General features: G+C 70.8%; 14 protein-coding genes. 13 read left to right on the top strand and 1 reads right to left on the bottom strand.

Translation table 11 applies throughout. The features are described from left to right. The first annotated feature begins 140 nt into the window (after positions 1–140). The 13 genes from ABZ823_RS21030 (at position 141) to ABZ823_RS20970 (ending at position 11,785) form a co-directional block, all read left to right on the top strand. A complete protein-coding gene (locus ABZ823_RS21030) occupies positions 141–1,529 on the top strand; it encodes a hypothetical protein (RefSeq protein WP_361662306.1) in 1,389 nt (462 codons plus the stop codon). A 77-nt stretch (positions 1,530–1,606) separates the two neighbouring features. Continuing rightward, positions 1,607–2,179 carry a GNAT family N-acetyltransferase gene (locus ABZ823_RS21025; protein WP_361662303.1) on the top strand — a complete coding sequence of 191 codons (573 nt, stop codon included), beginning with the start codon at positions 1,607–1,609 and terminating at the stop codon, positions 2,177–2,179. Between the two features lie 127 nt (positions 2,180–2,306). After that, positions 2,307–2,390, top strand: a complete 84-nt coding sequence (locus ABZ823_RS21020) for a putative leader peptide (RefSeq protein WP_309486338.1) — start codon at positions 2,307–2,309, stop codon at positions 2,388–2,390. A 124-nt stretch (positions 2,391–2,514) separates the two neighbouring features. After that, positions 2,515–4,206 (top strand): nitrite/sulfite reductase, encoded by a 1,692-nt coding sequence (locus ABZ823_RS21015; RefSeq protein ID WP_361662300.1) that lies wholly within the window; start codon positions 2,515–2,517, stop codon positions 4,204–4,206. Beyond that, complete coding sequence (locus tag ABZ823_RS21010) at positions 4,203–4,418, top strand: hypothetical protein (RefSeq protein WP_361662297.1); 216 nt, start codon at positions 4,203–4,205, stop codon at positions 4,416–4,418. Before ABZ823_RS21015 ends, ABZ823_RS21010 begins: the two co-directional genes overlap by 4 nt. Beyond that, complete coding sequence (locus tag ABZ823_RS21005; protein WP_361662294.1) at positions 4,415–5,125, top strand: phosphoadenylyl-sulfate reductase; 711 nt, start codon at positions 4,415–4,417, stop codon at positions 5,123–5,125. Before ABZ823_RS21010 ends, ABZ823_RS21005 begins: the two co-directional genes overlap by 4 nt. A gap of 26 nt (positions 5,126–5,151) precedes the next feature. Beyond that, a complete protein-coding gene (gene cysC / locus ABZ823_RS21000) occupies positions 5,152–5,688 on the top strand; it encodes an adenylyl-sulfate kinase (RefSeq protein ID WP_361662291.1) in 537 nt (178 codons plus the stop codon). Then, positions 5,685–6,623 carry a sulfate adenylyltransferase subunit CysD gene (gene cysD / locus ABZ823_RS20995; RefSeq protein ID WP_361662288.1) on the top strand — a complete coding sequence of 313 codons (939 nt, stop codon included), beginning with the start codon at positions 5,685–5,687 and terminating at the stop codon, positions 6,621–6,623. Before cysC ends, cysD begins: the two co-directional genes overlap by 4 nt. A 1-nt stretch (position 6,624) precedes the next feature. After that, positions 6,625–7,953: a GTP-binding protein gene (locus ABZ823_RS20990; RefSeq protein WP_361662286.1), complete on the top strand. Its 1,329-nt coding sequence runs from the start codon at positions 6,625–6,627 to the stop codon at positions 7,951–7,953. 228 nt (positions 7,954–8,181) lie between these two features. Next, positions 8,182–9,294, top strand: a complete 1,113-nt coding sequence (locus tag ABZ823_RS20985) for an aliphatic sulfonate ABC transporter substrate-binding protein (protein ID WP_361662284.1) — start codon at positions 8,182–8,184, stop codon at positions 9,292–9,294. 34 nt (positions 9,295–9,328) lie between these two features. Continuing rightward, positions 9,329–10,117, top strand: coding sequence for an ABC transporter ATP-binding protein (locus tag ABZ823_RS20980; protein WP_361662603.1), 789 nt, complete (start codon positions 9,329–9,331; stop codon positions 10,115–10,117). Beyond that, positions 10,104–11,021, top strand: coding sequence for an ABC transporter permease (locus tag ABZ823_RS20975; protein ID WP_361662281.1), 918 nt, complete (start codon positions 10,104–10,106; stop codon positions 11,019–11,021). The genes ABZ823_RS20980 and ABZ823_RS20975 overlap by 14 nt, the downstream gene beginning before the upstream one ends. A gap of 23 nt (positions 11,022–11,044) precedes the next feature. Then, positions 11,045–11,785, top strand: coding sequence for a sirohydrochlorin chelatase (locus ABZ823_RS20970; RefSeq protein ID WP_361662278.1), 741 nt, complete (start codon positions 11,045–11,047; stop codon positions 11,783–11,785). A 61-nt stretch (positions 11,786–11,846) separates the two neighbouring features. Here ABZ823_RS20970 and ABZ823_RS20965 read toward each other — a convergent pair whose 3' ends face one another. Beyond that, positions 11,847–12,902: a 2-dehydropantoate 2-reductase gene (locus tag ABZ823_RS20965; protein WP_361662275.1), complete on the bottom strand. Its 1,056-nt coding sequence runs from the start codon at positions 12,900–12,902 to the stop codon at positions 11,847–11,849. Positions 12,903–12,965 lie beyond the last annotated feature (63 nt).

Below are 12,965 nucleotides of genomic sequence, written 5' to 3'. Positions count from 1 at the left end.
TGGGGATAACCCTCCTTTTCCCGGGTCTTCGACCGGTCCCGTATCCATCTGCCGTAGCATCCCCTGCACAGGCCACCCCACCCGCTCCCCCGGTCAACGTCCGGATCGCGAGGAGCAGTTGGCCTACGCCGGGAGGTTGTATGACGCACCGTGGCAGACACCGCCGCAGACGCCGGGGCCGTGCGCTGCGGGCCACGCTGACCGGTACCGCGCTGGCGCTCACCGCCGCCGCCACCCTGATCAGCACCTCGCAGGCCGCGGGCGGGGACAACCCGGGGGGCCTGACCCCGGTCACCGCGGCGGCCGACTCCGCCGGGCTCGGTCTCCACGAGAACCTCACCGACCAGCGCGCACTCGACTCGCTCACACGTGCCATGGGCGGCAGCGTGGGCGTCCACGACGTCCTCCGGGCCGCCGACCACCCGATGCGCGACCAGTCCGCGTGCGACGCCGCCGAGACGGCCGCGCTGCCGGTGAAGCCGACGGCCACGCGCGCCTACTGCTGGGACAACGGTGACGCGACGACCACGCAGTGGCTGCCGCGGTCCGTCACCACCTCCGGGGACGCGCACGACGACGGCCGCTGGGGCTCCGACCGGGTCATCCTGTCCGGCTGGACGCACGACGACCGCCGCCCCGGCGCCCCGGCCGCCGGCCGGGGTCTCGCCCGGGTCGCCTTCATCGACGCGGACGACCCGGCGCACCTCGCCTACCGCTGGGTCCTGCTGGTCGCCCCGAGCGCCGGCGGCAAGGACTTCGAGGCCGTACGCACGCGCATGTCCGGGATGGTGTGGTACCAGGACAAGCTGATCGTCACCGCCCGCGACTCCCTGATCGTCTTCGATCTGCGCCGCATCCTGAAGACGGACGTCGACCGTGACGCCATCGGCCGGGTGAAGGGCGGCTACTCGGCACACGGCTACCAGTACGTGCTGCCCGCGATCGGCTCCTACCGCCTGACCGGCGGCCCCTGTTCGACGGCGGACGAGCGCACCGTCCCCTGCTTCTCCGCCCTCTCCCTCGACCGCACATCGACCCCGGACAGCCTGGTGGCCAGCGAGTGGTCCCCGCCCGGGGGTACCAGCCGGCCGGCTCGTCTGTGGCGGTACGCCTACAGCACCGCGCCCGGCCACGACGGACTGCTGGCCACGGGCGCGCACGGCGACGTCCGGGCCATCGAGACCTACGAGACCGACGCGACCGGAGTGCAGGGCGTGCTGTCGCACAAGCGTGCAGGAGCGGCCCGGGCGGACTGGTACGTCGACCACGCGCCCACGGTCGGCGGCCGGCACGGAACGCTGTGGCGGCAGACCACGTCCGGGGCCAAGGCGGCCACCTGCGCGGCCGACGAGACCCTCGCATGCTGGGGCCGCCACACCACGTCCCTGTCGTACTGGCAGCAGACGGGGGAACTGTGGACGCTGACGGAGGGAGCGGCCGACGAGGACGACGGCTCGGGGACGGCCTCGGCCGACGGGCGCGTGTTGTTCGCCGTACCGCTGGAGTCAGTGGACGACGCGCTGGGATAGCGCGTGCGGAGCCGCCCGGCAGGGCGGACGCCGGACCCCCTTCCGCCCGCCGCGCGCGCCCGTGATTCCCTGACCGCATGAGCACCCTCACCGTGACCACATGGTCCCTGGAACAGACCTCCCCGGCCGATCTGCGGCCTGCCACGGCTCCGGAGGGCGATGTCCGGGTCGTCCACGCGGAGGTGCCCTCACCCGAGTTCAGCCGCTTCCTGTACGCGTCGGTCGGCGGTGACATCCGCTGGACCGACCGGCTCGGCTGGAGCTACGCACGCTGGCAGGAGTACCTGGCCCGGCCGGGCGTGGAGACCTGGGTCGCCCTCGACCGGGGCACGCCGGCCGGGTACGTCGAGCTGGACCCGGCGGACGAGGGGGTCGTGGAAATCGCCTACTTCGGGCTCATACCGGCCTTCCGTGGGCGGCGGATCGGAGGGCACCTGCTGTCGTACGGCACGGCACGCGCCTGGGACCTCGCGGACCGCTGGCCGGGGCGCGCCCCGACGAAGCGGGTGTGGCTGCATACGTGCAGCAAGGACGGCGAACACGCGATGGACAACTACCAGCGCCGGGGCTTCCGGCTCTTCGACACAAAGGTCGAGGAGGAACCCGACGTGCCCCCGCCCGGTCCCTGGGCCGGGGCCTACTTGGCCTGACCTGCATCGACACCAGCCTCTTGCGGCCCTGTGACCCAGGACACCCGCATTCCGCATTCCGGGACAAGGGTGTCCACATGACGGACGAAGCTGGACTGCCTTCAATACGCCGTGACACGCTTCCGTCATGTCTGGAACTGGAATCGCCTTGGTGAGTCGACGGCACGTCGATCTCGGCCGCATGTCCAGCGCCATCTGTCCGGCGAGCTGAGACCCCAGCCAGTTCCGGTTTTCCTTCCTCATCTCCACCCCGCGCAGAGCCGCGCACGTTGTGACGTGTGCCCGCACGCGCAGGTCAGAGCCGCTGCCCCGTCTGTCCGAAGGACGTACTCACCATGGCCGCCACCCCGCAGAATTCCGCCGCGCCCCGCCGCAAGGTGAGCCGTCACCGTGGCGAGGGGCAGTGGGCGGCGGGTCACCTCACCCCGCTCAACGGCAACGAACAGTTCAAGAAGGACGACGACGGTCTCAATGTGCGGACACGCATTGAGACGATCTACTCCAAGCGCGGCTTCGACTCCATCGACCCCAACGACCTGCGCGGCCGGATGCGCTGGTGGGGGCTGTACACCCAGCGCAAGCCCGGGATCGACGGCGGCAAGACCGCGATCCTGGAGCCGGAGGAGCTGGACGACGAGTACTTCATGCTCCGCGTCCGCATCGACGGCGGCCGGCTGACCACACGGCAGCTGCGCGTCATCGGCGAGATCTCGCAGGAGTTCGCGCGCGGCACCGCCGACATCACCGACCGGCAGAACGTCCAGTACCACTGGATCCGGATCGAGGACGTGCCCGAGATCTGGAACCGTCTGGAGGCCGTCGGGCTGTCCACCACCGAGGCCTGCGGTGACACGCCCCGCGTGATCCTCGGCTCGCCCGTCGCCGGCATCGCCGAGGACGAGATCATCGACGCAACCCCGGCCATCGAGGAGATCCACCGCCGGGTCATCGGCAACAAGGCGTACTCGAACCTGCCGCGCAAGTTCAAGACCGCGATCTCGGGATCACCGCTGCTCGACGTGGCGCACGAGATCAACGACGTCGCCTTCGTCGGCGTCGTCCACCCCGAGCACGGCCCCGGCTTCGACCTGTGGGTCGGGGGCGGCCTGTCCACCAACCCGAAGATCGGGCAGCGCCTCGGCGCCTGGGTGCCGCTGGACGAGGTGCCGGACGTCCACGAGGGCGTCATCTCGATCTTCCGCGACTACGGCTACCGGCGGCTGCGCACCCGTGCCCGGCTGAAGTTCCTGGTCGCCGACTGGGGCGCGGAGAAGTTCCGCCAGGTACTGGAGGACGAGTACCTGCACCGCAAGCTGATCGACGGCCCGGCGCCCGCGCAGCCCGTGGAGCGCTGGCGCGACCACGTCGGGGTGCACCGGCAGCGGGACGGCCGCTACTACGTCGGCTTCGCGCCGCGGGTGGGCCGCGTGGACGGTACAACGCTGACGAAGATCGCGGACCTCGCCGAGACGCACGGCTCCGGCCGGGTCCGGACGACCGTCGAGCAGAAGATGATCGTGCTGGATGTCGAGGAGACCCAGCTCGACTCGCTCGTCGAGGGCCTGGAGGCGCTCGACCTCACCGTGCGGCCCTCGTCGTTCCGGCGCGGCACCATGGCCTGCACCGGCATCGAGTTCTGCAAGCTCGCCATCGTCGAGACCAAGGCGCGCGGCTCCTCCCTGATCGACGAACTGGAGCGCCGCATCCCGGACTTCGACGAGCCGATCACCATCAACATCAACGGCTGCCCGAACGCCTGCGCACGTATCCAGGTGGCGGACATCGGCCTCAAGGGTCAGCTGGTCCTCGACGACAAGGGCCAGCAGGTCGAGGGCTTCCAGGTGCACCTGGGCGGCGCGCTCGGCCTGGAGGCCGGCTTCGGCCGCAAGGTGCGCGGTCTGAAGGTCACCTCGGAGGAACTGCCGGACTACATCGAACGCGTCCTCAAGCGGTTCCAGGCGGAGCGCGAGGAGGGCGAGCGGTTCGCGACCTGGGCGGCCCGCGCTTCCGAGGAGGCCCTGTCGTGAGCGAGCGCGCGGCTCCCTTCTACTGCCCCTACTGCGGCGACGAGGATCTGCGGCCGAGTGAGCAGGGACGGGGGTCCACCCGCTCGAGCGGAGCCGAGAGCGGGGGAAGCGCATGGGAGTGCAGGGCCTGCAACCGAGCCTTCCAGCTGAAGTTCCTGGGCCTGCTGGCCCGGGGACTTCAGCATGACGACACGGGAGGGAACGAGATATGACGACGACTCAGGAAGAACGCGGCACCGACGACCTCAAGGCGCTCGCCGAGCAGGCGGGCCGCGATCTGGAGGACGCCTCCGCCCTGGAGATCCTCCGATGGGCGGCCGACACCTTCGGCCAGCGCTTCTGCGTGACCTCCTCGATGGAGGACGCGGTGGTCGCCCACCTCGCCTCCCGCGCGATGCCGGGTGTCGACGTCGTGTTCCTCGACACCGGCTACCACTTCCCGGAGACCATCGGCACCCGTGACGCGGTCGAGGCCGTGATGGACGTCAACGTCATCACGCTCACCCCGCGGCAGACGGTCGCCGAGCAGGACGCCGAGTACGGGCCCAGGCTGCACGACCGCGACCCCGACCTGTGCTGCAAGCTGCGCAAGGTCCAGCCCCTGGAGGAGGGCCTGACGGGCTACGACGCCTGGGCGACCGGACTGCGCCGCGACGAGTCCCCCACCCGTGCGAACACCCCGGTCGTCGGCTGGGACGAGAAGCGGCGGAAGGTGAAGATCTCGCCGATCGCCCGCTGGACCCAGGACGACGTGGACGCGTACGTCGCCGAACACGGCGTCCTCACCAACCCGTTGCTGATGGACGGCTACGCCTCCGTGGGCTGCGCCCCCTGCACCCGCCGGGTCCTCGCGGGCGAGGACGCGCGCGCCGGCCGCTGGGCGGGCCGCGCCAAGACCGAGTGCGGGCTGCACGGCTGACCATGACAGAGATTCAGGAGACATACGTGACGAGCGGAGCCACCGTCTGGCTCACGGGTCTGCCGAGCGCGGGCAAGACCACCATCGCCCGCGAGCTGGCGGGCCGCATGCGTGAGGAGGGCCACCGGGTGGAGGTGCTCGACGGGGACGAGATCCGCGAGTTCCTCTCGGCGGGGCTGGGCTTCAGCCGGGAGGACCGCCACACCAACGTGCAGCGGATCGGGTTCGTCGCCGAACTGCTCGCCCGTAACGGCGTCAAGGCGCTGGTCCCGGTCATCGCCCCGTACGCGGACAGCCGGGAGGCGGTGCGCAAGCGCCACCAGCAGCTCGGGACGGCGTACCTGGAGGTACACGTGGCCACACCGGTGGAGGTGTGCTCGGTGCGTGACGTCAAGGGCCTGTACGCCAAGCAGGCCGCGGGCGAGCTGACGGGCCTGACGGGGGTCGACGACCCGTACGAGGAGCCCGAGTCCCCCGATCTGCGGATCGAGTCCCAGAACCAGACCGTGCGGGAGTCGGCGGCGGCGGTGCACGCGCTGCTCAGCGAAAGGGGACTGGCATGACGACCACCGTCGCCAAGGCCACAGAGGGCACCGACAGCCCGTACGCCCTGTCCCACCTGGACGCCCTGGAGTCCGAGGCCGTCCATATCTTCCGTGAGGTGGCGGGCGAGTTCGAGCGGCCGGTGATCCTTTTCTCCGGCGGCAAGGACTCCATCGTCATGCTGCACCTGGCGCTGAAGGCGTTCACGCCGGCGCCGGTGCCCTTCTCGCTGCTGCACGTGGACACGGGGCACAACTTTCCCGAGGTACTGGAATACCGCGACCACACCGTCGAGAAGCACGGCCTGCGGCTGCACGTGGCGTCCGTACAGGACTACATCGACCGCGGAGTCCTCAAGGAGCGCCCCGACGGCACCCGGAACCCGCTCCAGACGCTCCCTCTCACGGAGAAGATCCAGGCGGAGCGGTTCGACGCCGTCTTCGGCGGGGGCCGCCGGGACGAGGAGAAGGCCCGCGCCAAGGAACGCGTCTTCTCCCTGCGCGACGAGTTCTCCCAGTGGGACCCGCGCCGCCAGCGCCCCGAACTGTGGCAGCTCTACAACGGCCGTCACGCGCCCGGCGAACACGTCCGTGTGTTCCCCCTGTCCAACTGGACCGAACTGGACGTCTGGCAGTACATCGCCCGCGAGGGCATCGAACTGCCCGAGATCTACTTCGCCCACGAGCGTGAGGTCTTCCGGCGGAGCGGCATGTGGCTGACCGGCGGCGAGTGGGGCGGCCCCAAGGACGGTGAGAAGGTCGAGAGGCGCCTCGTGCGCTACCGGACCGTGGGCGACATGTCCTGCACGGGTGCCGTCGACTCGGACGCGGTGACCCTGGAGCAGGTGATCGCCGAGATCGCCGCCTCCCGGCTCACCGAGCGCGGCGCCACCCGCGCCGACGACAAGCTCTCCGAGGCCGCCATGGAGGACCGCAAGCGCGAGGGGTACTTCTAGCATGACCACGACCACGGAACTCTCCGCCACCACCCTCCTGCGGTTCGCCACCGCCGGTTCGGTCGACGACGGCAAGTCCACGCTCGTCGGACGGCTGCTGCACGACTCCAAGTCGGTGCTCGCCGACCAGCTGGAGGCCGTGGAGCGCGCCTCGGCGAGCCGCGGCCAGGACGGCCCGGACCTCGCTCTGCTCACCGACGGGCTGCGCGCCGAACGCGAGCAGGGCATCACCATCGACGTGGCGTACCGCTACTTCGCGACCCCCCGCCGGCGCTTCATCCTCGCCGACACCCCCGGCCATGTGCAGTACACACGGAACATGGTCACCGGCGCCTCCACCGCCGAGCTGACGGTGATCCTCGTCGACGCCCGCAACGGCGTCGTCGAACAGACCCGCCGCCACGCCGCGATCGCCGCCCTGCTGCGCGTCCCGCACGTGGTCCTCGCCGTGAACAAGATGGATCTCGTCGACTACCAGGAGCCCGCGTTCGCGGCGATCGCCAAGGAGTTCACGGCGTACGCGACCGAGCTGGGCGTCCCCGAGGTCACCGCCATCCCGATCTCGGCGCTGGCCGGTGACAACGTGGTGGAGCCGTCCGCGCACATGGACTGGTACGGCGGCCCCACCGTCCTGGAGCACCTGGAGAGCGTCCCGGTCAGCCACGATCTCGCGCACTGCCACGCGCGGCTGCCCGTGCAGTACGTGATCCGCCCGCAGAGCGCCGAACTCCCCGACTACCGGGGGTACGCGGGCCAGATCGCGGCCGGCACCTTCCGCGTCGGCGAGCAGGTCACCGTCCTGCCCTCCGGCCGGACCACGAAGATCACCAGTATCGACCTGCTCGGCGAGCCGGTCGAGGTGGCCTGGACCCCGCAGTCGGTGACCCTCCTGCTCCAGGACGACATCGACATCTCGCGCGGCGACCTGATCGTGCCGAGCGAGGACGCGCCCGCGACCACCCAGGACATCGAGGCGACGGTCTGCCACGTCGCCGACCAGGCGCTGACGGTCGGCCACCGGGTGCTGCTCAAGCACGGCACCCGCACGGTCAAGGCGCTCGTCAAGGACATCCCGTCCCGTCTCACCCTCGACGACCTGTCCCTGCACCCGCACCCGGGACAGCTCATCGCCAACGACATCGGGCGGGTGAAGATCCGTACCGCGGAGCCGCTCCCGATCGACTCGTACGCGGACTCCCGCCGCACCGGCTCGTTCATCCTGATCGACCCGGCCGACGGCACCACGCTCACCGCGGGCATGGTCGGTGAGTCGTTCGCCGCGCCCGAGCCGGTGAAGGACGACGCCGACGACGACGGGTGGGACTTCTGATCATGACCACCACCTGCTTCTACTCGATGTTCGCGAAGGAGGGCGGCCGTGTCGGCAGCGGCGCCCTCGGCAGCGGGCAGGGCGGAGTGGCGCGATGTGCGCGATGACGTACGCGCACCGCCTGCGCGCCCCGTCCCCATCGTTCCGGAAGCGACGAAGACCCTTGCCGAACCCCCGGCCACGACCTGAGAGGCCGTGACCGCCGGGCCAACGAGAGGACAGCCTCCCGTGCCTGCCACCCGCTCATCCGTTCTCCGCGGCGGCATAGCCGTACTCGCCGCTCTCCCCCTCCTCACCCTCGCCGCCTGCGGTTACGGGTCCGAGGCCAAGACGGGCGACTCCAGCCAGAAGGTCGCTGCCGGGGCCAAGAAGATCGACGGGCTCGACTCCGTGAAGATCGGCTACTTCGGCAACCTCACCCACGCGACCGCGCTCGTCGGCGTCCAGAAGGGCTTCTTCCAGAAGTCGCTCGGTGCCACGCAGGCCAAGTACCAGGTCTTCAACGCCGGTCCCTCCGAGATCGAGGCCCTCAACTCCGGCTCCATCGACATCGGCTGGATCGGCCCCTCGCCCGCGATCAACGGCTACACCAAGTCCGACGGCAAGAGCCTGCGCATCATCGGCGGTTCGGCGTCCGGCGGGGTGAAGCTCGTGGTCAACCCCGAGAAGATCGCGTCACTGAAGGACGTCAAGGGCAAGAGGATCGCCACGCCCCAGCTCGGCAACACGCAGGACGTGGCGTTCCTCAACTGGATCGCGGAGCAGGGCTGGAAGGTCGACGCGGAGAGCGGCCAGGGCGACGTCTCCGTCGTCCGCACCGACAACAAGGTCACTCCGGACGCCTTCAAGTCCGGCTCGGTCGACGGCGCCTGGGTGCCGGAGCCGACCGCGTCCAAACTGGTCGCCGAGGGCGGCAAGGTCCTCCTGGACGAGTCGTCGCTGTGGCCCGACAAGAAGTTCGTGATCACGAACATCGTCGTGTCGCAGAAGTTCCTCAATGAGCACCCGAAGGCCGTCGAGGCGGTACTGAAGGCATCGGTCGACACCAACAAGTGGATCAACGCCAACCCTGACGAGGCGAAGGCCGCGGCGAACAAGCAGCTGGAGGCCGACTCCGGCAAGGCCCTGCCGGCGAAGGTGCTGGACCCGGCGTGGAAGTCCATCCAGATCACCGACGACCCGCTGGCCTCGACCCTCGACACCGAGGCGCAGCACGCGGTCAAGGCCGGTCTGCTTCAGGCCCCGAAGCTGGACGGCATCTACGATCTGACCCTTTTGAACAAGGTCCTCCAGGCCGAGGGCGACAGCACGGTCGACGACGCCGGTCTCGGCGTCAAGTAAGCCCGTCCCGATGAGTACCCAGGAGGTGACGACCATGGCAACCGCCCTCGCCAAGGCCGCCGAAAGCGCCGCGTCGGTGGAGCATGCCGCCCGGATCGAACACGTCTCCAAGTCCTTCGCCGGGCCCGCCGGGCAGCAGCTCGTCCTCGACGACATCACCCTGGATGTCGCGCCGGGTGAGTTCGTCACCCTCCTGGGGGCCTCGGGCTGCGGTAAGTCCACCCTGCTGAACCTGGTGGCGGGGCTCGACAAGCCCTCCGCCGGCAGCATCACGACCCAGGGGCGCCCGGCCCTGATGTTCCAGGAACACGCCCTGTTCCCGTGGCTGACCGCGGGCAAGAACATCGAGCTCGCCTTGAAGCTCAGGGGGGTTCCTAAGAGCGAGCGGCGCGGCGAGGCCGAGGAACTGCTCCAACTCGTCCGCCTGAGCGGCTCCTACGGCAAGCGGGTGCACGAACTGTCCGGCGGTATGCGTCAGCGCGTGGCCCTGGCCCGCGCCCTGGCCCAGGACAGCCAGCTGCTGCTCATGGACGAGCCGTTCGCGGCGCTCGACGCGATCACCCGGGACGTGCTGCACGACGAACTGACCCGCATCTGGGCGGAGACGGGCCTGTCCGTCCTCTTCGTCACGCACAACGTGCGCGAAGCGGTCCGGCTGGCGCAGCGTGTCGTGCTCCTCTCCTCCCGTCCGGGCCGGGTGGCGCGCGAGTGGACGGTCGGCATTCCGCAGCCGCGCCGCATCGAGGACGCCCCGGTGGCGGAGCTGTCCGTCGAGATCACCGAAGTACTGCGTGGGGAGATCCGCCGTCATGGCCAGCACTGAGACCACCGACACGACGGCGGGCTCGCCCGTCGAGGGCGGCGCCGGGGCCGGGCTGGGCGGCCTGGAGGCGGGCCTCGACGCCCTGGAGGTGTCCGACACCGGCCGGACGCCCTTCCGGCAGACCTTCACCGGCAAGATCCTGCCGCCGGTCCTCGCGATCGCGGTGGTCCTCGTGGTGTGGCAGGCGCTGGTCTCCTTCAAGATCGTCGATGATCCGGCCAAGCTGCCGGCTCCCGCCGACGTGTGGGGCGAGGTGCGGGACGCCTGGTTGCAGGGCAAACTGCTCGGCTACATCTGGACCAGCGTCTCGCGCGGTCTGCTGGGCTTCCTGTTCGCCCTGGCGATCGGCACCCCGCTGGGTCTGCTGGTGGCCCGGGTGAAGGTGGTGCGCGCGGCCATCGGCCCGATCCTGTCCGGTCTGCAGTCGCTCCCGTCGGTGGCCTGGGTGCCGCCGGCGGTCATCTGGCTGGGTCTGGACAATTCGATGATGTACGCGGTGATCCTGCTCGGTGCCGTGCCGTCGATCGCCAACGGCCTGGTGTCGGGCGTCGACCAGGTGCCGCCGCTGTTCCTGCGGGCGGGGCGGACGATGGGCGCCACCGGGCTCCGGGGCACCTGGCACATCGTCATGCCGGCCGCCCTGCCGGGGTATCTGGCGGGGCTGAAGCAGGGCTGGGCCTTCTCCTGGCGCTCGCTGATGGCGGCGGAGATCATCGCCTCCTCGCCCGACCTCGGCATCGGCCTGGGCGCGTTGCTGGAGAACGGCCGCAACGCCAGTTCCATGTCCATGGTGTTCGAGGCCGTGATCCTGATCCTGATCGTCGGCATCGCGATCGACCTGCTGATCTTCAGTCCGCTGGAGCGGTGGGTGCTGCGCAGCCGCGGTCTCCTCGTGAAGAGCTGACGTCCGTAAAGAGCCGAAGTCCCATGCATCCGAACCCTGTTCTTCTCGTCATCGCCCACGGCAGCCGCGATCCGCGGCATGCCGCCACCGTGCACGCCCTCGTCCGGCGGGTACGGTCGCTGCGGCCCGGGCTGCGCGTGGAGACCGGTTTCCTGGACTTCAACGTGCCCTCGGTGCACGGGGTGCTGGAGTCCCTGGCGGCTGAGGGTGTGCGCGATGTCGTGGCTCTCCCTCTGCTGCTGACCCGCGCGTTCCACGCCAAGGCGGACATCCCGGCGGTTCTGCGGGAGGCGCCTTTCCGGCTGCGGATCCGGCAGGCGGACGTACTGGGCCCCTCGCCGCTGTTGCTGCACGCCTTGGACCGGCGGTTGTACGAGGCGGGGCTGGCCCCCGCCGACAAGTCCTCGACCGGGGTCGTGCTGGCCTCGGCGGGGTCCACGGACCCGGAGGCGATCGCAGTGATCGCTGACATCGCGCGGGAGTGGCGGCACACCGGCTGGTGCGCCGTGCGGCCTGCGTTCGCCTCCGCATCCCTCCCGCGCACCGAGGACGCGGTGCGCGAACTGCGGGCGGCCGGCTGCGCCCGCGTGGCCGTGGCGCCGTACGTCCTGGCCCCCGGCTTCCTGCCGGACCGCATCGCGCGGGGCGCCGCCGAGGCGGACGTCCTCGCCGGGGTCCTGGGGCCCGCGCCGGAGGTGGCGCGGGTCGTGGTGGACCGCTACGACCAGGCCCGGCTGCCGAGACTGACGGCCCTCGGAGCCTGACGAAACAGGTTGGCACGGCCCCGAGGCCGTGCCGGGCCCGGCACGGCCCGGCCCCCGAGTGTCAGGAACGGTCTGCCGCGCCCTCCCGGACGGGCGCGGCGGCCCCGGCCACCCGCTCCGCCTCCTCGGCGCGTCGCGCCAGCTCGTCCAACGGCAGCGCCCCGGCCGGACGCCGCTCACGTGCGAACGTGGTGGCGAGCTGTTGCAGCAGCTCGTTCAACGGGGTGGGGACGCCGTGGAGCCGGCCCAGAAGGACTATCTCCCCGTTGAGGTAGTCGGACTCGATCGTGCCGGTGCCGCGGGCGAGCGACTGCCAGGAGGAGCCACCGCCCCGCTCGGCGCCACCGAGCGGTTCCAGACGCACCTTGTCGCCCCGCGCCTCCTTCTGCTCCGTCACGCTCGCATACGGGATCCCGGCGGCCCGGAGCACGGTCTCGCCCTCGGCGCGCACCCGTTCGTACAGCCGCTGCGCCTCCTGGCCGGCGATCGTCCCGCTCACCGCCTCCAGGGCATTGGCGAGGTTGCCCAGCAGCTTGGCGTACTGCCAGCGCGCCACATCCTCCACGACCGGTGCCTCGAACCGGGCGCTCTCCAGGTCGGCGGCGATCCGGCGGACGGTGTCGTCGGTGCCGCGAGGGTGACGGCCCAGGTGCAGGATGCCGGTGAGCGGGGTGCCCGCCGCGGAGACGACCCCCGGTTCGACGAACGTGCACGGCAGCCAGACACAGACGCCGTACACCCGGCGGAAGCGGCGCAGCGCGAGCCGGGGGCTCTCCACGCCGTTCTGCGCGCAGAGCAAGGGCAGCCGCTCGGCGGCCGTCCCGCCGCCCGCCACGGGCGCCCGGCCCCAGGTGTCCAGCGCGGCCTCGGTGTCCTGCGTCTTGACGGTCAGCACGAGCACGTCGTCCGGACGCAGCTCGCCCAGAGCGTCCGGCCCGGCGACGACCGGCAGCCGGTGGATGCGCTCGCCGTCCGGGGCGCGGAAGCGCAGTCCGTGCTCCCTGAGCGCGGTGAACTGCGCGCCGCGCGCCACGAGGACCACCTCGCGCCCCGCCTCGGCGAGCCGCGCGCCGATGGTTCCGCCGACCGCCCCTGTTCCGATGATGATGTAGCGCATGTCAAACAGCCTCGCACAGCCGTCCGTTGACCTCTCCGCCGGTGGCGGAGAGGTCATGACGCG

This window comes from Streptomyces sp. NPDC047079 (genome assembly GCF_040643755.1).
Classification (GTDB): Bacteria; Actinomycetota; Actinomycetes; order Streptomycetales; family Streptomycetaceae; genus Streptomyces.
Note: the sequence above shows the minus strand (reverse complement) of the source record. Positions and strands in the feature narration are given on the sequence as shown.